The 25,026-nt window shown below is 42.6% G+C and carries 24 protein-coding genes; 14 read left to right on the forward strand and 10 right to left on the reverse strand.

What is annotated here, in order from left to right:
* Positions 1–317: 317 nt before the first annotated feature.
* The 6 genes from fbp (at position 318) to HG267_RS20485 (ending at position 7,083) form a co-directional block, all read left to right on the forward strand.
* On the forward strand, positions 318–1,367 hold the full coding sequence (gene fbp / locus HG267_RS20460) for a class 1 fructose-bisphosphatase (protein WP_045873373.1): 1,050 nt from the start codon (positions 318–320) through the stop codon (positions 1,365–1,367).
* Positions 1,368–1,788: 421 nt separating this feature from the next.
* The gene (tal, locus tag HG267_RS20465; RefSeq protein ID WP_045873372.1) at positions 1,789–2,961 is read left to right on the forward strand and encodes a transaldolase; all 1,173 of its coding nucleotides are present in this window, start codon (positions 1,789–1,791) and stop codon (positions 2,959–2,961) included.
* A gap of 125 nt (positions 2,962–3,086) precedes the next feature.
* Complete coding sequence (zwf, locus tag HG267_RS20470) at positions 3,087–4,616, forward strand: glucose-6-phosphate dehydrogenase (RefSeq protein ID WP_045873371.1); 1,530 nt, start codon at positions 3,087–3,089, stop codon at positions 4,614–4,616.
* A gap of 156 nt (positions 4,617–4,772) precedes the next feature.
* Complete coding sequence (gene opcA / locus HG267_RS20475) at positions 4,773–6,137, forward strand: glucose-6-phosphate dehydrogenase assembly protein OpcA (protein WP_045873370.1); 1,365 nt, start codon at positions 4,773–4,775, stop codon at positions 6,135–6,137.
* A gap of 269 nt (positions 6,138–6,406) precedes the next feature.
* Positions 6,407–6,724 carry a hypothetical protein gene (locus HG267_RS20480; protein ID WP_045873369.1) on the forward strand — a complete coding sequence of 106 codons (318 nt, stop codon included), beginning with the start codon at positions 6,407–6,409 and terminating at the stop codon, positions 6,722–6,724.
* Positions 6,721–7,083, forward strand: a complete 363-nt coding sequence (locus HG267_RS20485) for an aspartyl protease (RefSeq protein ID WP_045873368.1) — start codon at positions 6,721–6,723, stop codon at positions 7,081–7,083. The genes HG267_RS20480 and HG267_RS20485 overlap by 4 nt, the downstream gene beginning before the upstream one ends.
* A 195-nt stretch (positions 7,084–7,278) precedes the next feature.
* Here HG267_RS20485 and HG267_RS20490 read toward each other — a convergent pair whose 3' ends face one another.
* Positions 7,279–10,527 (reverse strand): SNF2-related protein, encoded by a 3,249-nt coding sequence (locus HG267_RS20490; RefSeq protein WP_045873367.1) that lies wholly within the window; start codon positions 10,525–10,527, stop codon positions 7,279–7,281.
* A 369-nt stretch (positions 10,528–10,896) separates the two neighbouring features.
* On the opposite strand from HG267_RS20490, the gene HG267_RS20495 reads away from it, so the two are divergent.
* Together HG267_RS20495 and HG267_RS20500 are read left to right on the forward strand one after the other, a co-directional pair.
* Complete coding sequence (locus tag HG267_RS20495; protein ID WP_045873366.1) at positions 10,897–11,388, forward strand: hypothetical protein; 492 nt, start codon at positions 10,897–10,899, stop codon at positions 11,386–11,388.
* A gap of 93 nt (positions 11,389–11,481) precedes the next feature.
* The gene (locus tag HG267_RS20500; protein ID WP_045873365.1) at positions 11,482–11,856 is read left to right on the forward strand and encodes a hypothetical protein; all 375 of its coding nucleotides are present in this window, start codon (positions 11,482–11,484) and stop codon (positions 11,854–11,856) included.
* A 593-nt stretch (positions 11,857–12,449) separates the two neighbouring features.
* On the opposite strand, the gene mdh is transcribed toward HG267_RS20500, so the two are convergent.
* The 5 genes from mdh to HG267_RS20525 all read right to left on the reverse strand — a co-directional run bounded on the left by mdh (position 12,450) and on the right by HG267_RS20525 (position 16,280).
* Positions 12,450–13,457 carry a malate dehydrogenase gene (gene mdh, locus HG267_RS20505; protein WP_045873364.1) on the reverse strand — a complete coding sequence of 336 codons (1,008 nt, stop codon included), beginning with the start codon at positions 13,455–13,457 and terminating at the stop codon, positions 12,450–12,452.
* A 232-nt stretch (positions 13,458–13,689) separates the two neighbouring features.
* On the reverse strand, positions 13,690–13,905 hold the full coding sequence (locus HG267_RS20510) for an NAD(P)H-quinone oxidoreductase subunit O (protein WP_045873363.1): 216 nt from the start codon (positions 13,903–13,905) through the stop codon (positions 13,690–13,692).
* A 110-nt stretch (positions 13,906–14,015) separates the two neighbouring features.
* Positions 14,016–14,924 carry a DNA-formamidopyrimidine glycosylase gene (locus tag HG267_RS20515; protein WP_045873362.1) on the reverse strand — a complete coding sequence of 303 codons (909 nt, stop codon included), beginning with the start codon at positions 14,922–14,924 and terminating at the stop codon, positions 14,016–14,018.
* A 152-nt stretch (positions 14,925–15,076) separates the two neighbouring features.
* Complete coding sequence (locus HG267_RS20520; protein ID WP_045873361.1) at positions 15,077–15,289, reverse strand: photosystem I reaction center subunit IV; 213 nt, start codon at positions 15,287–15,289, stop codon at positions 15,077–15,079.
* A 406-nt stretch (positions 15,290–15,695) separates the two neighbouring features.
* A complete protein-coding gene (locus HG267_RS20525) occupies positions 15,696–16,280 on the reverse strand; it encodes a PAP/fibrillin family protein (RefSeq protein WP_045873360.1) in 585 nt (194 codons plus the stop codon).
* 242 nt (positions 16,281–16,522) lie between these two features.
* Between HG267_RS20525 and HG267_RS20530 the strand changes: the two genes are divergently transcribed.
* Both HG267_RS20530 and mraY read left to right on the forward strand, forming a co-directional pair.
* Positions 16,523–16,759: a DUF3134 domain-containing protein gene (locus tag HG267_RS20530; RefSeq protein WP_045873359.1), complete on the forward strand. Its 237-nt coding sequence runs from the start codon at positions 16,523–16,525 to the stop codon at positions 16,757–16,759.
* Positions 16,760–16,826: 67 nt separating this feature from the next.
* Complete coding sequence (gene mraY / locus HG267_RS20535) at positions 16,827–17,924, forward strand: phospho-N-acetylmuramoyl-pentapeptide-transferase (protein WP_045873358.1); 1,098 nt, start codon at positions 16,827–16,829, stop codon at positions 17,922–17,924.
* 184 nt (positions 17,925–18,108) lie between these two features.
* Here mraY and HG267_RS20540 read toward each other — a convergent pair whose 3' ends face one another.
* From HG267_RS20540 to HG267_RS20555, 4 genes are all read right to left on the reverse strand, one after another.
* Positions 18,109–18,609 (reverse strand): molybdenum cofactor biosynthesis protein B, encoded by a 501-nt coding sequence (locus tag HG267_RS20540; RefSeq protein WP_045873357.1) that lies wholly within the window; start codon positions 18,607–18,609, stop codon positions 18,109–18,111.
* Between the two features lie 191 nt (positions 18,610–18,800).
* Positions 18,801–19,136, reverse strand: coding sequence for a photosystem II reaction center protein Psb28 (gene psb28 / locus HG267_RS20545; protein WP_045873356.1), 336 nt, complete (start codon positions 19,134–19,136; stop codon positions 18,801–18,803).
* Positions 19,137–19,241: 105 nt separating this feature from the next.
* A complete protein-coding gene (gene dtd, locus HG267_RS20550) occupies positions 19,242–19,694 on the reverse strand; it encodes a D-aminoacyl-tRNA deacylase (protein ID WP_045873355.1) in 453 nt (150 codons plus the stop codon).
* Positions 19,695–19,767: 73 nt separating this feature from the next.
* Entirely contained in the window at positions 19,768–20,934 is a 1,167-nt protein-coding gene (locus HG267_RS20555; RefSeq protein ID WP_045873354.1) for a CobW family GTP-binding protein, read from the reverse strand.
* 247 nt (positions 20,935–21,181) lie between these two features.
* Here HG267_RS20555 and cysS point away from each other — a divergent pair, with 247 nt between their 5' ends.
* From cysS to HG267_RS20575, 4 genes are all read left to right on the forward strand, one after another.
* Positions 21,182–22,642, forward strand: coding sequence for a cysteine--tRNA ligase (gene cysS, locus HG267_RS20560; protein WP_045873353.1), 1,461 nt, complete (start codon positions 21,182–21,184; stop codon positions 22,640–22,642).
* A 54-nt stretch (positions 22,643–22,696) separates the two neighbouring features.
* Positions 22,697–23,029 (forward strand): hypothetical protein, encoded by a 333-nt coding sequence (locus tag HG267_RS20565; protein ID WP_045873352.1) that lies wholly within the window; start codon positions 22,697–22,699, stop codon positions 23,027–23,029.
* Complete coding sequence (locus HG267_RS20570; RefSeq protein WP_045873351.1) at positions 23,026–23,451, forward strand: type II toxin-antitoxin system VapC family toxin; 426 nt, start codon at positions 23,026–23,028, stop codon at positions 23,449–23,451. The genes HG267_RS20565 and HG267_RS20570 overlap by 4 nt, the downstream gene beginning before the upstream one ends.
* Positions 23,452–23,576: 125 nt before the next feature.
* Positions 23,577–25,016: a TldD/PmbA family protein gene (locus HG267_RS20575; RefSeq protein ID WP_045873350.1), complete on the forward strand. Its 1,440-nt coding sequence runs from the start codon at positions 23,577–23,579 to the stop codon at positions 25,014–25,016.
* The last annotated feature ends 10 nt before the right edge of the window (positions 25,017–25,026 follow it).

Consider the following 25,026-nt stretch of genomic DNA (forward strand, 5'->3'; position numbering starts at 1 on the left):
GGAAAAGGGTAAGGGACAAAAACCTTTCCCCTTTAACCTTTCCCCCGCCAAGTTGCCTTGGTGTACTACTAGGCTGTGTAAGCTACTGAAATTTGGAACAGATATGTAGCTACAAGATAAAATTGCCTAAAAATTTAAGCAAATATACTTAAATCTATTCCCTAAGGCGTAACAGCCAATAAATCTTCATTTCTTTAGTTTATCTAAAAACAGATATGGGTTATCAAATTACCTTTCTAAGATAGAGGCAGAGACTAGATAAGTTGCCATCAACGGCATCAGCCGAACGAACACAAAATCCTAGGGAGAACAACAAAATGGCTCAAGCGCCTGAATCTTTAGATTTGTCTAAAAAATTCGGTGGAGATAGGGCTTTAGATCGTGATTGTACAACGTTATCCCGTCACGTTTTACAGCAATGTCAAAGTTTTGCAGCAGAGGCGCAAGATTTGAGTGCGCTGATGAATCGCATCGCTCTAGCAGGCAAACTAATTGCTCGTCACATGAGCCATGCTGGATTGATGGAAGGTGTTTTGGGATTTACTGGAGATGTCAATGTCCAGGGAGAATCCGTCAAAAAGATGGATGTCTATGCCAATGATGTATTTATTGCAGTTTTCAAGCAAAGCGGCTTAGTTTGTCGCCTAGCATCTGAGGAAATGGATAAGCCCTACTATATCCCAGAAAACTGCCCTATTGGTCGCTATACCTTACTCTATGACCCAATTGATGGCTCGTCTAATACTGATATTAATCTCAGTTTAGGTTCAATTTTTTCTATTAGGCGGCAGGAAGGCGATGATACTGATGGCAAAGCATTAGACCTACTCAGCAATGGACGTAACCAAATTGCGGCGGGATACATCCTTTATGGCCCCAGCACTATGCTTGTCTATACTATAGGTAAGGGCGTTCACTCATTTACCCTCGATCCCAGCTTAGGTGAGTTTATTCTCACAGAAGAAAATATCCGCATTCCGAATCACGGCGCGGTGTATAGCGTGAATGAAGGGAATTTTTGGCAGTGGGAAGAATCCTATCGGGAATATATCCGCTATGTCCATCGTACAGAAGGCTACACGGCTCGCTACAGTGGGGCAATGGTCAGCGATATTCATCGAGTGTTGATTCAAGGTGGAGTGTTCCTCTATCCAGGGACAATTCAAAAACCAGAAGGTAAGTTGCGCTTGCTGTATGAAACTGCTCCCCTAGCTTATGTGATTGAACAAGCAGGTGGCCGGGCGACGACAGGATTGGTAGATATCTTGGATGTAGTACCGAAAAAACTGCATCAGCGCACACCTCTAATTATTGGTAGTAGAGAGGATGTAGCTAAAGTGGAGTCTTTTATTCAAAACGGTCACTAGTACCGCAAGGCGGAATTCAAAATTCAAAATTCAAAATTCAAAATGAATACAGCATTAGTGTTTCGTTAATTTTGGATGGTTGGTTATTTACGCCGTGTTGCACTAGTACTAAAGAGCAAAATTCTCAGTTCAAACGTTAAAAAGCTGACATTATCAGCTTTTTCGAGATTTTAACTTTATGCATGAGGAGTTAGAAGCTTATACAAAGACACTGCGAATATCAGCCTAAAGTAAATAAAAGTTAACTATGGCGATTGGGAATGCAGAATAGCACTTTTGGCAAGTGAATTAAACATTATCTCACGTGGCCGATGCAATAAGTGATTGGCAACGCCAGAATTCAAAAGTCACCATCAAACTTTGATGGGTTTTGCCAAATTCACTTAAAAACATCTTTACAGGAGTGAAACAAACTAGAGCTATGGCAACCAATCATTTATTGGAAATTAAAAATTACGGTCAAAGTATCTGGATGGATAACTTGAGCCGTGACATTATCCAATCCGGCGAACTCAAGAACTTAGTAGAGAATCAAGGGATATGTGGAATTACCTCCAACCCTGCGATTTTTGAAAAAGCGATGTCTGGCGACAAGACGCAAGGCGTCAACGCCGGTAATGTGATTTATGATGCCGATATAGAAGCAGGAGTTCGTGCTGGCTTACCAACATACAAAATTTATGAATCTCTAGCTTTTGCAGATATCCGCAATGCTTGTGATATTTTGCGCCCTGTATATGAAGCATCAAATGGGCTAGATGGTTATGTGAGTATAGAAGTACCACCAACCATTGCCCATGATACTGAAGCCACCATTAAAGAAGCCCGTCGCTATTTCCAAGAAATTGGGCGGGAAAATTTGATGATTAAAATCCCTGGGACAGAAGCTGGTTTACCAGCAGTGGAACAGGTGATATCTGAAGGGATGAATGTCAACATCACATTGCTATTCTCAGTAGATAGCTATATCAAGACAGCTTGGGCTTATATTCGCGGCTTAGAAAAACGGGCTGCAGCAGGTGAAGACATTAGTCGCATAGCTTCCGTCGCTAGTTTCTTCCTCAGCCGCATTGACAGCAACATTGACGCTAAGATTGATGCTAAGTTGAAAAAAGGCGTTGATGATATTGCCATCGAGGCAAAACTGAAAGCTGTGAAAGGGAAAGTGGCGATCGCAAATGCTAAGATTGCTTATCAAGAATACAAAAAGATTATTGAGAGCGATCGCTGGCAAGCCTTAGCCGCAAAAGGAGCTAAAGTACAGCGCTTACTTTGGGCCAGCACCAGCACTAAAGACCCTCACTACAGCGATGTGATGTATGTCGATGAGTTGATTGGGCCTGACACTGTTAATACCGTACCACCTGCCACAATTGCTGCTTGTGCAGATCATTGCGATGTTGCTAATCGCATTGAAACAGGTATAGAAGAAGCTTACAACCTGATAGCCAACCTCAAAGATCCGGACATCAATATCAATATCGATACTGTGATGGACGAACTTTTGGTTGAAGGAATTGACAAATTTGTTCAGCCTTTCCAGTCCTTAATGAACTCTTTAGAAGACAAAGTCAAGCTATTGTCACCAGTATAGGGACTAGGGACTAGGGGCTAGGGAGTGGGGACTAAGGAAGATTAACCAATCCCCCTTTTCCCCTTCACCCTTCCCCTTTTCCCCTTCCTACATCCCAAATCTCAAACCTCAAATTGCAAATTCCTATGGTCAGTCTCTTAGAAAATCCCCTGCGCGTTGGTCTGCAACAGCAAGGGATGCCCGAACCCCAGATTATAGTTATTTTTGGCGCTTCCGGTGACCTTACCTGGCGCAAACTCGTACCTGCACTTTTTAAATTGCGGCGGGAACGGCGCATTCCCCCAGAAACCACCATTGTGGGTGTGGCGCGCCGTGAGTGGAGCCATGACTACTTCCGCGAACAAATGCAGAAGGGGATGCAAGAGGCTCATAGTGATGTCGAACTAGGAGAACTCTGGCAAGATTTCTCTCAAGGTCTGTTCTATTGCCCTGGAGATATAGATAACCCCGAAAGCTACCAAAAACTCAAAAATTTATTGAGCGAATTAGATGAGAAACGGGGGACACGGGGAAACCGGATGTTCTACCTTTCTGTCGCTCCTAACTTCTTTCCGGAAGCGATTAAGCAACTAGGGGGAGCAGGAATGCTAGACGATCCCTACAAACACCGTCTAGTCATTGAAAAACCCTTTGGTAGAGACTTAGCTTCTGCTAAAAGCCTCAATAAAGTGGTGCAGAAATACTGCAAAGAAAACCAAGTTTATCGGATTGACCACTATTTAGGGAAAGAAACTGTTCAAAATTTATTGGTATTTCGCTTTGCCAATGCGATTTTTGAACCTTTGTGGAACCGTCAGTTTGTTGACCACGTGCAAATTACCGTGGCAGAAACCGTAGGAGTTGAAGACCGCGCTGGCTACTATGAAAAAGCTGGGGCGTTGCGGGATATGTTGCAAAACCACTTGATGCAACTGTATTGCTTAACTGCGATGGAAGCACCAAACGCAATGGATGCTGATAGTATCCGTACAGAAAAAGTTAAGGTGCTACAAGCTACACGTTTAGCAGAAGTAAATAACTTATCTCGTGCCGCAGTTAGAGGCCAATACAGTGCGGGGTGGATGAAAGGTCAACCTGTACCTGGGTATAGAGAAGAACCAGGGGTAGACCCCAACTCCACAACACCCACCTATGTGGCAATGAAGTTTTTAGTCGATAACTGGCGCTGGCAAGGCGTACCCTTCTACCTGCGTACTGGCAAACGGATGCCGAAAAAAGTCAGTGAGATTGCGATTCACTTCCGGGATGTTCCTTCTCGGATGTTCCAATCTGCCGCACAACAAAGAAATGCCAATGTTTTAGCTATGCGGATTCAACCGAACGAAGGAATTTCCCTGCGTTTTGATGTCAAAATGCCTGGGGCTGAATTCCGCACCCGTTCCGTTGACATGGACTTTAGCTATGGTTCCTTTGGTATTCAAGCAACTTCTGATGCTTACGATCGCCTTTTCCTTGATTGTATGATGGGCGACCAAACATTGTTCACCAGAGCAGATGAAGTAGAAGCAGCTTGGCAGGTAGTGACACCAGCCCTTTCTGTTTGGGATGCACCCGCAGATCCAAATACCATTCCTCGGTACGAAGCAGGTACTTGGGAACCAGCAGAAGCGGAATTCTTGATTAATCAAGATGGTCGTCGCTGGCGCAGACTCTAAAATTTTAGATTTTAGATTTTAGATTTTAGATTGGGAACAAGGGAATAGGTAATAATTTATGGCTCAGGTCAAATGTCTATTACTAATTACTAAATTCTTAATCCAAAATCTTAAATCACAAATCCAAAATCCCAAATCCAAAATCCAAAATTGACTATGACTTCTCAAGCTCCTACGATTTTTTCACTGCAAGCACCAAAGGATATTTCGCTCACAGAAATTGAAGCGGAATTAAATCAAATTTGGCAAAGTTATGGGATCGCTGGTGATGATGGTGCGCTACCTGCGGCGACTCGCGCCACGACTTTTACTTTAGTTGTCTATGAACCAGAAGAAACCCAGTATCTTTTGGCGACTTTAGGCTTTTACAACGGGCCGATTGACGGTATTTTAGGGCCTCAAACCCAAGCAGCAATACGGGAAGTACAGCGCAAATTTGAACTGCCTGAAACCGGAAATGCTAACCCTGAAACCCTAGCTGTGTTGCGCGAACAATTCGCCAAAGGTCAGCGGGGATCTGCTGGAGATGGCGCTGTTTCTTATGCAGACTCAGCTAGCCCCAGAATTGCTGATGAAATTGCCATTCGGAACCCGTGCCGGATTATTGCCTTATGCCCCATTGCGGGAGAGGATGAAGGGGTAAAAGCCCAAGTTTCTGCTTATTGCCCAATTCAAAAGCAATCCTCTAGTACACTCATTTGTTGTGAATACATCACTTTATCTGGAACTGCTAGCGCCTTAGAACGGATAGGCGGGATGATTCCAGCTTTGTTGATTGGTGGTTTGCCTAAGTTTTTGTGGTGGAAAGCAACACCAGATCCCAACAATTCTTTATTCAAGAAGCTGGCGGCAATCTGCAATAATGTCATCGTTGATTCTTGTAATTTCAACGAACCAGAAAGTGATTTGCTGAGTCTGCAAGAATTGGTAGAAACAGGCGTACCTTTAGCAGATTTAAACTGGCGGCGTTTGTCAGCCTGGCAAGAATTAACAGCGCAAGCTTACGATTCACCCAATCGTTGCGCGGCGTTGAAAGAAATTGACCGAGTTAACATTGACTATGAAAAAGGCAACCCCACACAAGCAATGCTGTTTTTAGGTTGGCTAGCTAGTCGATTGCAATGGATGCCGATTTCTTATGAAAAAGAAAGCGGAGACTATGAGATAGGTAAAATTCGCTTTGTCACCAACGACCAAAAGCAAGTAGAAGCTGAATTAGCAGGGGTTCCCGTTGCTGATGTGGGTGAAATCGCAGGTGATTTAATTGCCTTGCGCTTGAGTTCTACTAATCCCAAAGCTGACTGTGGTACAGTGATTTGTTCTGAAACTGGCGGTTGTATGCGGATGGAAACCCACGGTGGGGCGCAGTCTGGTGGTTTGTTCCAGCAAGTCAGTTCACTGTCGGAACAAAAAGCAGAAGCATTGCTGAGTCAGCAGGTACAACGTTGGGGACATGAGTCACTTTTTGAAGACAGCTTAGGAGTGACTGCGAAATTATTGAACTTAGCAGGGAACAATTAGCACCGTTGTGCGGAAGTCAAAAGTCACAGAGACGCGATTAATCGCGTCTGTACTCCAAAAGTCAAAAAATTGTATATCAAGGCTTTTAGGTAATTGACATGATTTCTTGATTTGCACATGCGGTAATAGCTTGAAGGGAGTTACCCTCAATAAAGAAATACCTCCATATTATGGAGGTATTTTTATGTTTACAGATTATGTATTATTGAGAAACAATCAGGTTTTTATTACTCTAAAATTAAAATTAGGCATTAGTAATAGTTGGTATTATGACTCAATTAACGCCAAAACAACCAGCACGTAGAGGGCGAGTTTTTCCAGAACGGACTTTATCGCCAGAAGAACTTGCTATACGCAAAGCTGAAGATGAAGCATTTGATCAACGTTGTTGGGTAATTTTTGAGCGTGTACGTCCTGATTTGATTAAAGAACACTATGGCTGGTATGTTGGTGTGGAACCCGATAGTGGTGATTACTTAATTGATGCAGATAGAATACAAGCTCACAAAAAAGTATTAGAAAAGTATCCAGATAAAAGACATTTTGTATTTTGTCTGAATGAGACGGGAACTACTGGCAGAATATGATTCAGGGAATCTTTGGTAGTGAGGGGCAGTTATTTTTTGAACTTGATTTGATTACTAATGATAGGCTAAATTTGCCTGTAGATGCTATGTTAGATACTGGCTTTACAGGCTTTTTAGCTATTAATAAACAAGACGTAAATGATCTAGATTGGGTTTACAGTGGTGAGGAACGTTTGCGAACTGCTAAGGGATACTCAAGATTTGATATTTACTCAGGTAAGGTACTCTTAGATGGGCAAGAGTATGACATTTCTGTTTATGCAGGAGACGAAATTATAGAAGTTTTGCTAGGTTCTGAGTGGCTAAAGATTTTACCGTTAGTAGTTAATTATCAGCTTGGGATATTGACGCTGGGATAAAAGCGATGTCTAACGACGGGCTACTTCTACACAGTATTGAAACAAACCGCGTACTGCAAAGCAGCACCCCCTGGGTAGGCGTAAAGAGCGCGAAGGAAACAGAACTACAGGGGTAAGTCGCGTAGGTAGTAAAAGCGATCGCGTTTCCAATCTTCTCCTTTCACTGGTCCTAAATAACCTGTTAAAAGTGTAGTTTCACCACATACCAATTATTGCTGCTACAATGCGCTCATCAAGTGGTTTAACTTTGGGAAGTTTAAATACTTCGTTGAGATCTTTTGTAGAAATCGGATTTTGGATTAGATCATTGCGGATGTCTTGGAGACGTAGAGGTTTAGATCGTCTGTGTTCCTTCAAACGCTCAAACCAGTGAGGACGAATTAGATCAATCCACCACTCAGCCAAAAGGCTTAAATCTACACGCTGTTGCCCTAATTCTACTTCTTTGAATAGGTCAATAATTTTGTTACATAATATTTCTCGGTCATTATTTTTTTCCTTAACAGCTTTAATTTTGTATTTTTCAATTATGAATTCCATTTCATCAATTGCTCTTTGCTTTTTTTGAGGCAGCAACATTTTTTCATGTCGGATAACTGCTTTTAAGAATTTTTCTAGGTGTATAATAGCTGTTTCTCTATCAGAATATTCATCGCGAGAAAACAGATTTTTTTCTCGGAGCTTTTTACTAATTTTATCCAAATCAGTTATCGGGTTGTTGTTTTCATCATCAAGATAAACCCAACGTGGTGCGCCCCATTCAGTTCCAGCAATAGCAAAGAAAGCCCAAGCCTCATGTGTTTCTGCTTGAACAAAACTGAAACATGAATTTGTTCTTGCTTGACTGGTGCGAATTTCGTTGTATTTTTCTCTGGAAACAAGTGGTCGAGCGCCCTCTATTAGTGATCGCACTGGGTCAAAAACATCTTTCCATTCCGGACTTTCGCTATCTTGCATTTTATTTTTCAGATTAGCTAGATCAGCTTCCGATGTCACAACATCATCTGATGAGTTTGTATCTTCTTCTGGAGAAAAGTCTTCAGGCAATGGTAGGTTTGATCTCAACAAATTAGAAACCAAGTTATGACGAGCTAAAAACTTGCTCTCAGAAGACCTTAGGGCGAACTCATTGCTATCTTTAGGCCATAACACCTCAATGGTGGAATGTGGACTGTCCATGCGATCGATCCGACCTATTCTTTGCTCTGCCAAGCGCATTACACTAGGCATAGTTAGTTGGATAACTGCTGAAGCTTGCTGTAAATTAACGCCTTCGGACATTGCATCTGAACACAGAGCAATTATCCCTGATTCCTGCGATCCAAGTTGAAACATCTGATTGATGCGTTCACGCTCTTTGTTATCGTTTCCAGTGGCGATAATGACCTTGCCGCGTTGATATTTTTCAAGGTGATGCTTGATATCATGAAGACTGATTAAACTGCTATCAAAGGCTATCACCAGTTTATGATTATCTAGTAATCTGATAATTTGGCGAGCCTTTGTTTCTTGCCGCGAATCAGACATCTGGTTTTCGCATAAATTAGCAATATTTTTGTAAATATTTATTTCCTCATTACAAGCTTGTTTATGTTTGCTGGAATCGCCTAGCCAATCTGGTAGCTCGATTTCCAAGTTGTTTTTTGGTAGTTTTCCAGCTATGTCCTGCAACTTTTTGATAGAGTTACCCGTGTCTTCTTTTTTGACCTGGCCTAAAAGCTTAAATAGTTTTTTAGCGTACTCAGTTCCATAGATGTGTTCAAGCAGTGCAGCCCTTGAAGAACGCAAACAAACCATAATCATATAAGCGGCCTGTAACTTGGCTCTCTTCAATTGCCACTCTATAAAATTTTCTTCAGTCCTACCTTGGTTGCGAAGATATTCTGGCAGTTGTGGGATTTTTGTGAGATACATCAAACCCAGTAATTTTTGAGTCTCATCCCGAATCTGTTGAGCTATAGCGCGATCGCTGTCAGTTTCACCACAAGTGAAACTTTTAGATAGATGTTCAGGGTAGCGGCACTGTTTGCCAAAACGATCTTTATAGCGTTCTGGTTCTTCATCGATCATGCGATTAAGTATTGTCTTGGTGCGTCTAACAGTAAATTGCTGAATCGCATCTCTTAGTGTCTCCCGAAGGTTTGGTGACATCTTTTCATTTAACTTGCCACGATTATTCCATATAGGTTTAAGGTATTCCAATAATCCATCATCAAAGTTGTCAGCCCCCAGCAATTCAATGATTCCCAGCAAATCCCGTGAGCTTTTGTTGATAGGCGTAGCGGTAAATAGCAATACATAGTCGGCAATGTTTCTAAATATTGCCTTAGTTCTATTAGATCCTCTATTGAGAAAATTATGTGCTTCATCAACAGCTAACACTTGGGCACGATGAATAGCACGAATATCGATATCTTCGCTAGAAATATCTTCGTCAGAATTTGGATTACTTAGTTTTCCATGAGAAACTGTTTTGAGACTATGATTGCAAGTAGTAAACTCACTTTCCCAAGCATTTTTGACAGCAGGAGGACAAATCAACACTGGTATGCCCCGGCGCTTTCGCCCAGTCTTCCAAATTTGGTTCATCAGACATTTAATTAGGTAAGAACCCATATGAGTCTTACCCGAACCTGTGGCATCAGCTATGAGTACGCTGCCAACATTTTCAATCACCCAGATTGCCTGAGCAATTCCCTTTTCCTGAGATGGCCACAGTTGAAGCTCATCATTAAAATAGCTAGTAGTTTGATATTTTTTTGCCCATTCTCCTTCTAACAATTCTACACAGGCTCTCGCTAGTGCTTCCCTCCAGTCAACTTTGTGAAGTAGCTGTTCAAGTAGCTTAATCAGTTCATCTTTGTAGTCCCTTCCTAGTTCCCAAATTCTCTCTGCTAATAAGCAAGCTTCATCAAATCTTTCAGGTTCTTTTTGTTTTCTAAATCTTACATTACCTTCTATTTGAAATTTCAGACCTAAATTACTAAAATTGCTAGAACCAATAGTAATTGCATTATCACCTTTGTAAATCTTGGCGTGAATGAGCTTTTTATTAGCAATCCTGGCATAAACTTTACCACTTCTAAGTAATTCGATAGCAGCAATAACCTTATAACACTTAAGAATAGATATGCCCTGTTCTAGCCAATACTCCACAATCTCTTCAGAGAACTGCTTAGATGAGCTAAACTCTTGTTTGTTTGTAGGATAAGGTTCATTACCCAATAAAATACGGATACTGTTAAAAGACTCTGCATTTTTGCTGAATCTATCATAATTTTTGTCGAGAAAGTCTATAATTTTGTCTAGAGAAGCGTAGCCAGTAATAATTAAAGGATTTTTTGAGTAATTTAAATCTGCATCTATAACTACTTCTACCTGAGAGTCAATGTAGTTATAGGGAAATCGCTCATAATTAGGCCAATTATCTGTGTGTTCGCTCATTTATTTTAGAGACTATATTGTAAGCACCGCAATGTTTGAAAAGGATGATAGACTCTGTAAGTGGATTTTCGTTAGAGAGGTTTTTCTGAATACCATCAAAAAAAGTACCTACGAATAGCGATAGCGATCGCTTCTCCCAACTCAGAGCTACTTAGTTAATTGCCAACATATTACTTAAGGATGAAGGCAGTTTATTTCAAAGGCGGGATGGAATACTTGCAAATCTGCATCACTATAACAGTGAAACGCTTTACTTGTGCTGTTGTGAAAGAGCTACCAATATTTTTTCTGAAATCGAAAAAATACTTGGAATTCTAATTCTGTATTTTGCAACAGCACGGCTTGAGCAAATGCAGGTCATAAAAAACGATGAACACAACTTACAAAGAGCGTAAATGGGTTTCGCGTCTGCTGGCGGTTTGTCTGTCAGCATTACTAATAGTACCCGTGCTGACTAGCTGTGGCGGTTCTCGCAACGCTTCAGTTCCCCCACCAGTTGATGATACGGCTGGTAGAACAGTGAGCGATCGCAACATCTCAAACCAAACCCAAGCTAAGAAAGGGCTAGGTACAGGACAGAAAGTCGCAATTTTGGCAGGAGCAGCAGCGCTTTACTACCTCTACAACCAGCATAAAAATGCTTCACAAGAAGGAGCGCAGGGTAAATATTATCTTTCCAAGAATGGGCGTGTTTACTACCGCGATGCTGAACATCGCGCCCACTGGGTAACTCCACCCTCCGAAGGAATCCGAGTCCCTGAATCTGAAGCGCAGAGATACCGCGACTATCAAGGCTATAACGGGCGCTCTACAGGTAGAGATTTAACTGGGATCAGTGCAACTGAAGCTCCAGCATTTTAGATAAATGAAACGTGTGTGCAATTAACAGCGATTTCCCGAAGGATAACGCCTGTCGCGCACGTGGAAACCACGAAATTAATCAGGAGATAGATCATGGTAGATGATTTTTTCCGCAAAGCGAGGGATTTGTTCTTAGGGAATAACAATAATCAAGCTGAAGAAGATTACCGCGATCGCGATGTCCGCCCAGCTAGCGAAGATCCCTACGGCGATCCTGCTGACCAGGATGTTTACGGTAACGCTATCCCCGCTAGCCAAGACCCCTACGGCGACCCCTCTGATGTTTACGGCAACGCCATCCCCGCCAGTCAAGACCCCTACGGCGACCCCGCTGATGTTTACGGGAACGCCATCCCAGCTAGCCAAGACCCCTATGGCGACCCCGCAGACCAGAACTTTTTCGGCGATGTCCGTCCAGCTAGCGAAGACCCCTATGGCGATCCTGCGGATGAAGAATACCGCCGCTAAAGCCAACTAAGGTTGCGATGTTGCTTTTGATGTGTCGGTATTGGAACAAAAGAATAACTTGATGGAATAGCAACCACGGCAGTAGCATTAAATGTTACTGCCATTTACTATACAAATGATTTCTTAATCAGGACTACGCAAAAATAACGTAATACCAAATCAAATAATGTTTGCGACACATCAATATATTCATAGAGGGCAGGGCATTGCCCCATTGGTGTCAACTTAAGCTAAAAGCGATATAGGGCGGGCGTTGTACAAATACCTCGCGCCCTCATCCCCTAACCCCTTCTCCCGCAGGAGAAGGGGAACTAAATCTCTTGCTCCCCTCACCCTGTGGGAGAGGGGCTGGGGGTGAGGGCGAAACCTTGCAACCAAGCTGGTTTTACGTTAAGTTGACACAGGTGGCATTGCCCGTGCCCCTACAATCTGTCGCATTCTTTTTTCAAATTGGTAGAACTCCGTCATTACGAGCATAGCGAAGTAATCTCCCCTGACGCTGGGATTGATTCCCTACACTGCGTTTCAGTCGCAATGACATTATCAGCGTTGCGTAAGTCTTATTAATTACGAATTACAAATTACGAATTAAATTAGATTTTTGCAGCAGCTAATATTTCCTGTGCGCGGTCAATATTTAAACGTACAGATTGAGCAGAAACACGTAAAGCAGCTTTCTCTTCATCGGTGAGATTTAATTCCAATACACTTTCAATTCCGCCGCAACCTAAGCGACAGGGAACGCCGATGACAATGTCGTTTAAACCATATTCACCTTGAAGATATGCGGCTATGGGCAACAACCGCGATTGATTCAGCAAAATTGATTCCACCATCACGCTAACAGCAGAAGCGGGAGCAAAAAAAGCGCCTCCTGTTTGCATCAATTCCACTATTTCTGCACCGCCATTACGGGTTCTTTGTACTAAGCGTTCTATGGTGGCTGTATCTAATAATTCTGTAATGGGAACGCCGTTAACATTGGCATAACGGGGTAAGGGAACCATTAAATCACCGTGGCTACCTAATACCATTGCTTTGACATCGGCTGGTAAAACTCCTAATTCTAGGGCAATGAAGGTTTCAAAGCGGGCTGAGTCTAAAACGCCAGCCATGCCCATCACACGATGTTTAGCGATAAATCCCTGCTGGTTGGGGCGGGTTAAACCTGTAGCTTGCCCAACTAAATAAGTCATCACATCCAAAGGATTGGTAACGACAATAAAAATAGCATTAGGAGAGTGAGCGATCGCATTCTTGGCAGCTTCTACTACAATCTTGGCATTGATGATCAGTAAGTCATCCCTAGTCATCCCTGGTTTGCGGGGAAGTCCGGCTGTAATCACCACAATTTCTGAACCTGCGGTATCAATATAATCGTTAGTGCCAATAATCCGACGATTATGTAATTCAATGCCCCTAGACTCCATCAAATCCAATGCCAATCCTTGAGGCATTCCAGGGACGATATCTAATAAAACTACATCTGCAAGATTTTTCTCAGCAATCCGTTGGGCTAGGGTACTACCAACTCTACCTGCGCCAATAATGCTGACGCGAGGAAAACTACAAACAATAGACGGATCGGATGAATAAAACATAAGCCGGGGTGGGTAGTGCAATTTTGTATAAGCAATCAATAGTAGTAAGCATCTAAGTGCTTAAAACCAAGACTAAAGCCTTTACTACAAACTTAACGTACCCCTGAAGTTTAGGTTTTATTGAAGGTGGCAAAAAAATTCATTGAAGTAGACAAGGTTGTTCTCCCCATCGCTTAGGGTATTGAGCATTGGTAAATTCTTCCCAATGCCCAATGCCCTGTGCCCAATGCCCTTATTTAAATTCTTCCAACTGATCCAAACGTAACCAAATATTTGGTGTTGGAACTAGTCCAAACTTCACTAAGGCGTAATCACCTTTAACATCTACAATTTCGCCTTTGCTATCAAACAAGTAAGCAGGAAAGCGAGAATCACTGGCTTGTGCTTCTAAACTATTTTCTAATTTTTCGCGGATAGCGCGAACCATATCTCCTTTTTTAACTGCCATGAGATTCCCTCGATGTTTTGTTAATTGTTTTATACAGGATCTTAGCTTGCAGTAATACTCAAAAATCCAAGCCTACTATTTATATATTTCTATGCTGAGAGTTAGCTAAACTAATGCTGACATTCGGGGCAAAAATGACTAGATCGCCCTGCTAACTTAATTCGCTGTATCACATTACCACAAACTCGACAAGGTTCTCCGGTGCGGTTGTATACTAAGGCCACACCGCCATAATTACCGTTAACACCTTTGACATTGAGGAAATTACTAAAAGTGGTACCACCAGCCGCGATACTGGCTTCTAATACTTGAATAATCGCAGTCCGCAACAGATCTATTTGCTTTGGTTGCAAATCGGTACAAAAAGTTTCTGGTAAAATCCCACTCTTAAAAAGCGCTTCATCAGCATAGATGTTACCTAAGCCCGCTACAACTGACTGATCTAATAAAGCAGTTTTGATAGGACGGCGGCGATTTTTGAGTTTTTGCGCCAAATATTCCACCGTAAATTCTGGTGAAAATGGATCTACTGCTAATTTTGCTAAACCAGTGATGATACTTTCCACCGCTACATTTGGCGGAACCCACCACATTTGACCAAAAGTACGCTGATCTACAAAGCGCAATTCCTGTTGATCCCCGAAAAATAATCTGACTCGCGTGTGCTTATGTAATGGTTCATCGCGATGTAGCCATAGTAATTGACCAGTCATTCGCAGATGCGCCCCTAGCCAAGCGGGGGAGGGGGGAGATGAGGGAGATGAGGTGGATAAGGGAGAATTTGGGTGTTCTCCTTGTGTTTTGGCTTGGAAATCGGGAGTCAGTTGGGCGAGGAGGTATTTACCACGACGATACCAACTGGTAATAGCACTCCCTTTAATGCCATCAATAAATTCACCAACAGAAAACGGGTAGGCAATGGTGCGATCTAGCAACACATCACCACCCGTAATTTCTTGATTCAGGGTCAACTGATTGAGACCCCTGCGGACTGTTTCAACTTCAGGCAGTTCAGGCATTCAAACAGAGTTAAGCAAGCTATTTGCTTGTTGAGGATAGGGAGTAGAGAGTGAGGAAGTAATAAATTACCTCCAAAGTTCTCAGGGTTGGCTTGTGACCCTAGAACTCCTCTCTATCATCCCATTAAAGAATCCCCTTGTAGCTTCAGTGCTTACTTTTTAGCTTTTGCTGCTGGAGGTGCAACTTCCAATAATTCGTCTTCAGCAAAATTATTGGTGTTGATCCCTGAATAATTGACCTTGTCAAAACGGACAATCACAGAATACTTGATACCGCTTTGGTCAATAGACGCTACGGTACCTACATCTTGAAACCAGTAGGACTCTGGTCTGAGAATACGTACTTTAGAACCACGTTGAACCATGAGTTTTTTCCCTTTTAGTTATCAATCGCCAATGTATAAAGGCTAATTGATTTCACTCTACAACCTGAAGGACGTAGCAAGAAGCATTGTTAAGTTATTTTTCCTATTGGGCATTGGGCATTGGGCATTGGGCATTGGGCATTGGGCATTGGGCATTGGGCATTGGGCATTGGGCATTGGGCATCGGTAATTGGTAATTGGTAATAGGAATATCTCCCTATCCCCTTTTCTCCCTCATCTTCCTCATCTCCCTCATCTCCCTCATCTCCCTCATCTCCCTCATCTCCCTCATCACCCCAGTCCCCAGTCCCCAGTCCCTTTTATAAATACCTGTGAAATATTACTTGACAAAGGCCCCGTTATCGCTTAAGTTCGTCTCGTTCGCACATAAAACTTTAGGAAACGCTCACACTTTGCTTAGTACAAATAAACTCCCCTCATTACCTCTACCGATTCGGAGATCGTTATCTAAATAAGTGATATCCAACCATCCTTGTTGTCTATCACTGTTAATCGCAGTATCAATTGCCGTAAATTTACTACCAGCTTCAATTTCTTGAATAAAATTTTCTGGGGAATTGTAACTTAATAGACGTTGCCAACCAATGATACTTCGATTAAATTTAACTTGGACGCGACGACCTGAGAGTGGCTCAAATTTGGCGGCAACGCTGACCAATCCTTCAAGGTAAGGTAGGCCATAAATCTCGGCTATATTGTAAACGCTAGTATTTTCTACGCGGATATACTGATAAATTTGTCCGAGTTTAAAGAAAGGTAATCGATCCAGATTTAATAGTCCCTTACTTGTGGTATATATTAATCGCCAATTACCATCAAGTAAGCTACCAGCTTCTACAGGAAGTGGTGTGGGATTAAGGTCTTCCAAAGTGGCGATCGCAGCTAAAATAGCTTGTTTCTGCTTTTCACTAGCCAGTAAACCGCGATTAGTACCAGCGATCGCATCGAAGAGAGCCGTTTTTCCAATCATCGCTAATCACCTCAAAATCATCAGGATGAAATCAGCATTAAATATATAGAAATCTCAAATGTATAGAGCCTAACTACATTACTATTAAACTCCTGCCATCTACCATAAGGTAATTAAATAAATCTCTTTTGATAGATTGCGGATTATTCAACCTTTGAGTTGAATCAATAACTAAATTATCTCGTATCCAGTGATAGACTCTAAATGTCTAGTTACTCGAATGTATTTGTTTATTGTGCGATATGTTGAATTCTCCATTACGTGAAGAACCCCGCAACCAGCGAGCTGCTGTGATTCCTTTAAAACAAGAGACTTCTCTTATAGACTGGTTACAATCCAGCGGTCGGATTATCGCGCGTGACGTTCACGAGCCTGATTTTCAGGATGAAGAAGAAGAAATCTCAGAGTTTCTTGGTGGAGAAGACGGTATCGCTGACTTTGATGATGATGACGACGATATCGGTATTGCCGAAGATTAATGTTAATGGGTGGCATCAATCGCCACGAATGTTCAGTTTTGTAAGTGTGGAGTGAAGGGAAATATCCGTGGACGCTAAACTATCTCCTGACCAAGAGTTAAACTTTTCTGGAATCGGTATCGCTTCTTGTTTGGCTTTAGGGCTAGGCGGGGCTGCATTGGTTTTGGATTTTGTAAGTAATAGATTGCCTTGGCAGGGTATGTCTCTGACCCTGCCACTACTATTGGGTGCGCTATGCTCGGCGGCTTTAGGCTTCTGGGTAATTCCACTGCTACAGGCACTCAAAACTGGGCAAATAATCCGTGAAGATGGCCCTCAAGCACATCTAAAAAAGGCAGGTACACCAACAATGGGGGGTATATTCTTTATTCCCGTTGGCGTAATTATTGCCTGTGTATTGTCGAATTTCGCCACACCAGTGCTTGCTGTTTCCGCATTGACACTCAGCTATGGGTTAATTGGCTGGTTAGACGATTGGCAAATTCTCCGCCGCAAGTCGAATAAGGGTATATCCCCAAAGATGAAACTTGGGCTGCAAATTGCTTTTGCATCACTGTTTTGTCTGTGGCTGATGTTTAATCAACCAACAGGGATTACAAATATTGCTTTACCCTTGCTAGGTGTTTCAATTCCTCTAGGATTACTCTTCTGGCCTCTAGCTGGCTTTGCTTTAGTAGCAGAGAGTAACGCCACAAATCTCACCGATGGTATTGACGGCTTGGCTGGTGGAACAGCCGCGATCGCATTTTTGGCACTTGGTGCTGTAATTGCACCCACCGCACCAGAATTAATGATTTTCTGTGCCGCTTTAAGTGGTGGTTGTTTAGGTTTCCTAGCCCATAATCGCAACCCAGCTCGTGTTTTTATGGGAGATACTGGTTCATTAGCTTTGGGTGGCGGTTTAGCTGCTGTAGCGCTGCTAACTAACAGTTTGGTTATGCTGTTCATTCTCAGCGGTATCTTCTTTGTAGAAACCTTGTCTGTAATGGCGCAAGTAAGTTATTACAAAGCTACTAAAGGGCCAGATGGCAAAGGTAAGCGCCTCTTCAAAATGGCACCCCTACACCATCATTTAGAATTAACAGGCTGGTCAGAATTACAAGTGGTCTCCGTGTTTTATATCATCGCCGCATTCTTAGCTACAATCTCAATGGCGATCGCTTAATTCTCAAGCTGATTTAAGAAAAATATTTGAAATTAAATCACCTAACCCCGCATTTAGTGGGGTTTTTTATTGGTCATTTGTCATTTGTCATTGGTCATTTGTCAGTGGTAATGGTATTTTTCCCTGCTTCCTCATCTCCCTCATCCCAATCCCCAGTCCCCACCAGTCACCAGTCCCCAGTCCCCTATCCCCTCACCTGGCTGACTAAATGAACCAGTTCTGGCACAATTAGCTTTTCCATTCCCAGGCGCACGGCGTTACTAGAACCAGGAAGGGAGAAGATTAATTTATTTTGGTAAACACCAGCAACGGCGCGAGAGGCGATCGCACGGGAGCCAATTTCTTGGTAACTTAAGAACCGAAATAATTCGCCAAATCCCGGTAAGGTCTTCTCCAGCAATTTTTCAATTGCATCATAGGTGGTATCTCTGGGTGCAATACCAGTACCACCATTGAAAATCACCACATCTAGGTTTGCAGCTTGACCAAGCTGTTCTATTTGTTGTTGGATTTGTGTTGGTTCGTCTTTGATAATTTTGTAAGCTGCGATCGCATGATTAGCAGCCAAAAGTAATTCCTGAATTAACTGACCGCTTTTGTCTGTCTCTGGGGATCGGGTATCGCTGACAGTCACAACAGCACAATTTACCGCAATCCCTGGTGCATCTGGGTGAGGTTTCGTCATACCAATTTATTAAAATGCTACGCTGTTTGGGCATGGGGAACTCGGGGCCCCCTCTGGGGATAAGGGGCAATGGGGAATGGGTAATGGCTAATGGCTAATTGATAATAGGAATTTCTTTGTTTGTCCCCCTCATCCCCCTCATCCTCCTCATCCCCCTCATCTCCCTCATCTCCCTCATCCCCCTAAACCTCTTAAGACTTACTAAATCCCAAGTCATTTTCATCGGCGTATCGCTCCATGAAGCGCATAAAGCGATCCCATTCGTCGGCAGATTTCATAAGGTAAACTGCTTCTAATGCTTCTGGTTTACCATTAACAAATCTTGCCTTAACTTCACGGGTGATGATTTCGCCTTCTTGATCGATCATGTACATCCCGGTGATATCTTCGGTGGTGGTTTGAGCTAAGGCTTTAGGATTTTCAAAAATAAATGTTGCAGTACCACTCTCACCTGTACGCGATCGCGTCAGGCGCACATCAGGAACTACATCTTCGTCTATACCTCTAGAAAACTGGATTTTCGCCATGATGAGTGAACTTAAAGTTTTGTAATGTTTAATTTAATATTCTCTCATCATTTTAGAACTAAGCAATCTAGCTATTACCGAACTTCTTTATTTACCGATAAATACTTAATTCGCTTCTCGCTCAAGTATTAAAGTTACAGGCCCGTCATTTTCGATAGCAACTTGCATCATGGCACCAAATTCACCAGTTTCTACTTTTAAACCACTGGTGCGTAATTTGGTAACAAATTTTTCATATAAATCTTTGGCTAATGGAGGGACAGCCGAACGGTCAAAGGAGGGACGGCGACCTTTGCGACAATCACCATAAAGTGTAAATTGGCTGACTACTAGCAACTCACCGCCAATTTCTTGTACAGATTTTTGCCAACGGTCGCCTCCTGCTTCATCAGGAAACAACCGCAATTCCAAACATTTGCGTACCATCCAGTCGAGTTCAGCATCGGTATCAGTATTGGCAATACCTACAAGTAAGTTTAGCCCACGACCAATTTTGCCAACAATTTCACCGTTAACAGTAACTTGAGATGATTTCACTCGCTGGATGATTAAGCGCATAGAAAAGAAGAAGGATGAAGCAATTAATATTATTAAATTACTTCATCCTTCATATTTCACTCTTCAGATTTTATTATTTTCCAAATCCCTTACCCCGGCTCACAGAAGGAATACAAAGACACTTTTCTAGTTGACTCAGCAAAGTATCGGTATCTAAGTTTTGACCAATCAAAACTAGTTGGTTTTTAGGTTGACCTTTCCATTCATCATCATCCATTGTGAAACGCTTACCGCACAAGTGGAAAATATGGCGTTTGGGGCTTTCCTCAAACCACATAATTCCCTTAGCACGAAAGACATTAGTGGGTAGCTGATTATCTAAGAAATATTGGAATTTCCTAATAGATAAAGGCTTATCACTTTGGAAAGATATGGAGCTAAAACCATCATTTTCTAAGTGGTCGGAATGATGGTGATGATGCTCATGTTCATGGTCATGATCGTGATGGTCATGACCACAGGTAGAATGGTCGTGATCGTGGTCGTGATGGTCATGACCGCAAGTCGAATGGTCATGATCGTGGTCGTGGTCGTGGTCATGATGCTCATGGTCGTGATGATCATGTTCATCTTCTACAGTGTCAAAATACTTGTCAGACTCAAACAGACCAACACTCAAAATTAAGGGAAGTGGAACTTCGGAACGTGTAGTCCGGAGAATTCTTGCCCCTTCTCTAACTTCCCCAATTTTTCTTTCTAATTCATTTAAAGCAGTTTCATCAACTAAATCTGCTTTATTGAGAATAATGACATCACCATAGGCAATTTGACTATATGCTGCCTGAGAATTAAATAAATCTAGGCTATAATTTGCCGCGTCTACTACGGTAATAATTGAATCTAATCTAGTCAAATCCCGTAACTCTGTACCGAGAAATGTTAAAGCTACTGGTAATGGATCTGCTAGTCCAGTTGTTTCAACAACTAAATAATCTAACTTTTCTTCTCGCTCTAGAACTTTATAAACTGCATCAACTAAATCACTATTAATTGTGCAACAAATACAACCATTACTTAATTCCACCATGTTTTCTTCGGTGGACACAATTAATTCGTTATCGATGCCAATTTCACCAAATTCATTGACTAAAACAGCCGTTTTTAAACCCTGCTGATTAGTCAAAATATGATTCAGTAAAGTTGTCTTACCACTACCGAGGAAACCTGTAATAATGGTTACAGGGATGCCTTGTTTCGGAGCATCCATTGCTTGAGATTCGGGAGTAACTGCTGATTGCATAGCGCTGTAATCAAATACAAAAAATTCAAAAATTTAGAAGTGTAGCGCAGATAGTATAGAAAACACTAGGATAGGGATGCTGGACTATCATCCCAAGTGCTTTACCCTATTATTACGTATCTACTTATTGCCAAATTACTGTGTTAACTTGCCCTTGCTTGCTGTTGAATAGACATAAGTAGCCAGGATGATTGGCAGAACTAGGTTTTACCATTTTGAATTGCGAATTGAGAATTTTGAATAGCTTATGACCCTAACCCTTTACAATACCCTCACCCGTCGTCAGGAACCCTTTGAAACAGTAGAACCAGGCCAGGTTAAGATGTATTACTGCGGGGTGACGGTATACGACTACTGCCATTTGGGTCATGCTAGAGCTTGTATTGTTTGGGATGTAGTACGCCGATATCTCCAGTTTAGCGGCTATGAAGTTCGCTACATCCAAAATTTTACTGATATTGATGACAAGATTTTAAACCGAGCCAGAGAAGAACGCTCATCAATGGAAGCGGTAGCGGAACGCTATATTAAAGCCTATTTTGAGGATATGGCGAGGCTGGGAATCAAAGAAGCTGATGAGTATCCCCGCGCTACCCATACAATGAACGGGATTCAACGGCTAATTCATGATTTAGAAAATCAAGGCTATGCTTACCCCGCCGATGGCGATGTTTACTATGCTGTAAGGCAATTTACCGATTATGGTAAGCTTTCTGGGCGCAAGCTAGAAGATATGCAAGCTGGTGCTAGCGATCGCGTCAATATAGAAGATGCCGAATACCAAAAAAAGAAAGACCCCTTTGATTTTGCTTTGTGGAAAGCCGCAAAACCCGGCGAACCATCCTGGCAATCACCTTGGGGTGCAGGTCGTCCCGGCTGGCATATAGAATGTTCCGCAATGGTGCGCGATCGCCTGGGCGATACCATAGATATTCATGCTGGTGGTGCTGACTTAATTTTCCCCCACCACGAAAACGAAATTGCCCAATCAGAAGCCGTAACAGGCAAACCTTTATCTCGTTACTGGCTGCACAACGGCATGGTAAAGGTAGATGGCGAAAAAATGTCCAAGACTTTGGGCAACTTTACCACCATTCGCGACCTCCTGGATCGAGGAGTGGAACCAATGGCGGTGCGGTTATTTGTCCTGCAAGCCCAATATCGCAAACCCATAGATTTTACCGACGAAGCGATCGCCGCCGCCACCAACGGCTGGCACACATTGAAGGAAGGATTGCTGTTTGGTTATGAGTATGGGGAAAAGTTGGGAAATGGGGAATGGGAAAAGGGGAAAGGGGATATTTCCGAAGCTAATCCCTTTGTGCAGCGATTTAAAGAAGCTGTAGACGATGACTTCAATTTTCCTGGTGGGTTAGCAGTGATATTTGAATTAGCCAAAGAACTGCGGCGCGAGGGAAATATTATTGTCCATGAAGGCAAAACTGCAACACCATCTGAAGAATTGCGTCAACAATGGCAAACACTTGTTACCTTAGCTGGAGTCTTAGGTTTAGAAGCCAAGCCAGAAGAAGAAAAGCCAGCGAGTAATGGATTAAGCGATGCCGAAATTGAAGATTTAATTGCACAACGCCAAGCAGCCAGAAAAGCCAAGAATTTTGCCGAAGGCGATCGCATTCGCAATGAACTGCAAGCCCAAGGTATTACTCTAATTGATAGTAAGGATGGTACTCGTTGGCATAGAAGCTAACAATTCAATCAAGATGTTAGATGCTCAATCAGAAACTGTAGGATTGAAAACAATATGTCTGCCCAATCAGCACATACCTTAGACTTAAATATTCTTTTGGAAAAAGATACAACTGGCAAAGAAACTGCGATCGTACTAGAAATTCCCGACTGTCGAATTACAGCCGACACCCGCCAACAAGCATTAGATGGAGTCCGTCAACTACTTTCAGAACGTCTGGCTAAAGCAGAAATTGTTTCTTTAAAAATGCAACTGCCCGAAAATCCTCATCCGTGGATGAAATTTGCTGGTATGTTCCAAGATGAACCCCTATTTGCTGAAATTACCAAGGAAATTAGAGAAGAAAGGCAAGAAACAGCACAGGAATCTTCACCCAATACTTTATGAGCAGATGGATACTTGATACCGATCATGTATCGCTGTTCCTGGAAGGCGATCGCACAGTCATCACAAAAGTTGTTCAAACATCCTCTGTAGCGATAACGATTATTACAGTTCAAGAGATATTCAACGGTTGGATGGGTAAGCTTAACGATCCCTCTCAAGCTGATAACTTGGTGAGAGTCTACACAAAGCTTTGGCAAACAACAGATTATTTCAAGAGTGTGGTGATTTTGAACTTTGATGAAGCCGCCAATACTTGTTATCAAAGTCTGTTGCAGCAACACCCAAAACTCAACAAGAAAAGACTGAACAAAGACCTGCGTATTGCCTCAATTGCTCTGTCTACAAACAATATTATGGTGACACGTAATTATCAGGACTTTTCTCAAATTCCCAACCTAGTTATAGAGGATTGGACAGTGTAATCTGATGTCGCTGAAGAACTGTAGCAAAATCAAAGCGATCGCATCCCAGTCCCCAATCCCCAATCCCCATTACCCCTTATCCCCAGAGGGGGCCCCGAGTTCCCCAGTCCCCAATCCCTAATCCTATGTGGTCAGAATTAACAAAAGCGATCGCGCATATTAATGTCCCTGCTGATTGGGTCGGTATTAGAGTGGTTAAAGAAACTTCCTCTAACCGCCATGTTCGTGATGGTTTACCCCAAGCTAATGGCAAATACTCCACAATGGGGGCAATGCTGGAAGTCTTGGTTAATGGCTGCTTGGGTTATGCAGCTACCAATTCTCTAGACCTGGCTAGCTTACAAGCTGCGGCGGAAATTGCGTATAAACAGGCACTTGTAGCTAGTGAATGGCGCATCTATGATTTTCGTGTCACTGAACGTCCCAAGGTAGTTGGGGAATATAACTCACCATTTTTGGAACCGTTGGATAGTCTCTGTCCTGGTGAAATTAACGATTTGCTGGTGCGGATTTGCCAAACCCTCAAAGTCAGTGACAAAATAGTCCAGGCTACAGCTAGCATTACCAGCAGCGAGAAAGAAAGCTGGTTTGTCAGTAGCAATGGCTCCCAAGTGTATCAGAAGTTTATTTCTTTTGGTAATCATTACGGTGCTACTGCCCAAGATGGTGCGATCGTCCAGCAGCGTACAAACAACGGCTCCCACGCTAACTGTTACCAAGGCGGACTGGAATTATTAAAAAGAGATACCTTATGGCAGCAAGTCCGGCAAGTTGGTGAACAAGCTGTTGAACTATTAACCGCCGAGGAATGTCCTACCACCCGCACCAATTTAGTATTAGCACCCGATCAAATGATGCTACAAATTCATGAAAGTGTCGGGCATCCTCTAGAAATTGACCGGATTTTAGGTGATGAGCGTAACTACGCTGGTGGTAGCTTTGTTACTAAGAATGATTTTGGCAACCTAGTTTATGGTTCGCCACTCATGAATATTACCTTTGACCCCACCGTTCCTGGTGAATTTGCTAGCTATGGCTTTGATGATACTGGTGTTGTAGCGACACGCGAATATGTAATTAAAGAAGGCGTACTACAACGAGGTTTAGGTAGCCTAGAAAGCCAAGCCAGAGCAGGTGTAGCAGGTGTAGCTTGTGCACGTGCTTCCTCATGGAATCGTCCCCCAATCGATCGCATGGCTAACTTAAATTTAGAACCAGGAAACGCCACCTTTGCGGAAATTATTTCTGACATAGAACTTGGCGTTTACATGGAATCTAACCGTTCTTGGTCAATAGACGATCGCCGTTATAAATTTCAATTTGGATGTGAGTATGCCAAATTAATTGAGAACGGCAAACTTACCAAAACCTTACGTAACCCCAACTACCGCGCCACAACTCCAGAATTTTGGCAAAGTTTAACTAAAGTAGGTAATTCTTCAAATTGGCAAATGTATGGTACACCTTTCTGCGGTAAAGGTGAACCAAATCAGGCAATTTGGGTAGGTCATGGTTCCCCCGTGTGTCTATTTGCGAATGTTGAAGTATTTGGCGGTGGTAGTTGAAATGTAGGAT

This window comes from Tolypothrix sp. PCC 7601, assembly GCF_025677855.1.
Taxonomy (GTDB): domain Bacteria; phylum Cyanobacteriota; class Cyanobacteriia; order Cyanobacteriales; family Nostocaceae; genus Aulosira; species Aulosira diplosiphon.

Bases quoted from the DNA above. Each gene is read 5' to 3' on its own strand.
- fbp (WP_045873373.1), top strand. From the start codon at position 318: ATGGCTCAAGCGCCTGAATCTTTAGATTTGTCTAAAAAATTCGGTGGA.
- tal (WP_045873372.1), top strand. From the start codon at position 1,789: ATGGCAACCAATCATTTATTGGAAATTAAAAATTACGGTCAAAGTATC.
- zwf (WP_045873371.1), top strand. From the start codon at position 3,087: ATGGTCAGTCTCTTAGAAAATCCCCTGCGCGTTGGTCTGCAACAGCAA.
- opcA (WP_045873370.1), top strand. From the start codon at position 4,773: ATGACTTCTCAAGCTCCTACGATTTTTTCACTGCAAGCACCAAAGGAT.
- HG267_RS20480 (WP_045873369.1), top strand. From the start codon at position 6,407: ATGACTCAATTAACGCCAAAACAACCAGCACGTAGAGGGCGAGTTTTT.
- HG267_RS20485 (WP_045873368.1), top strand. From the start codon at position 6,721: ATGATTCAGGGAATCTTTGGTAGTGAGGGGCAGTTATTTTTTGAACTT.
- HG267_RS20490 (WP_045873367.1), bottom strand. From the start codon at position 10,527: ATGAGCGAACACACAGATAATTGGCCTAATTATGAGCGATTTCCCTAT.
- HG267_RS20495 (WP_045873366.1), top strand. From the start codon at position 10,897: ATGAACACAACTTACAAAGAGCGTAAATGGGTTTCGCGTCTGCTGGCG.
- HG267_RS20500 (WP_045873365.1), top strand. From the start codon at position 11,482: ATGGTAGATGATTTTTTCCGCAAAGCGAGGGATTTGTTCTTAGGGAAT.
- mdh (WP_045873364.1), bottom strand. From the start codon at position 13,457: ATGTTTTATTCATCCGATCCGTCTATTGTTTGTAGTTTTCCTCGCGTC.
- HG267_RS20510 (WP_045873363.1), bottom strand. From the start codon at position 13,905: ATGGCAGTTAAAAAAGGAGATATGGTTCGCGCTATCCGCGAAAAATTA.
- HG267_RS20515 (WP_045873362.1), bottom strand. From the start codon at position 14,924: ATGCCTGAACTGCCTGAAGTTGAAACAGTCCGCAGGGGTCTCAATCAG.
- HG267_RS20520 (WP_045873361.1), bottom strand. From the start codon at position 15,289: ATGGTTCAACGTGGTTCTAAAGTACGTATTCTCAGACCAGAGTCCTAC.
- HG267_RS20525 (WP_045873360.1), bottom strand. From the start codon at position 16,280: ATGATTGGAAAAACGGCTCTCTTCGATGCGATCGCTGGTACTAATCGC.
- HG267_RS20530 (WP_045873359.1), top strand. From the start codon at position 16,523: ATGTTGAATTCTCCATTACGTGAAGAACCCCGCAACCAGCGAGCTGCT.
- HG267_RS20540 (WP_045873357.1), bottom strand. From the start codon at position 18,609: ATGACGAAACCTCACCCAGATGCACCAGGGATTGCGGTAAATTGTGCT.
- psb28 (WP_045873356.1), bottom strand. From the start codon at position 19,136: ATGGCGAAAATCCAGTTTTCTAGAGGTATAGACGAAGATGTAGTTCCT.
- dtd (WP_045873355.1), bottom strand. From the start codon at position 19,694: ATGCGCTTAATCATCCAGCGAGTGAAATCATCTCAAGTTACTGTTAAC.
- HG267_RS20555 (WP_045873354.1), bottom strand. From the start codon at position 20,934: ATGCAATCAGCAGTTACTCCCGAATCTCAAGCAATGGATGCTCCGAAA.
- cysS (WP_045873353.1), top strand. From the start codon at position 21,182: ATGACCCTAACCCTTTACAATACCCTCACCCGTCGTCAGGAACCCTTT.
- HG267_RS20565 (WP_045873352.1), top strand. From the start codon at position 22,697: ATGTCTGCCCAATCAGCACATACCTTAGACTTAAATATTCTTTTGGAA.
- HG267_RS20570 (WP_045873351.1), top strand. From the start codon at position 23,026: ATGAGCAGATGGATACTTGATACCGATCATGTATCGCTGTTCCTGGAA.
- HG267_RS20575 (WP_045873350.1), top strand. From the start codon at position 23,577: ATGTGGTCAGAATTAACAAAAGCGATCGCGCATATTAATGTCCCTGCT.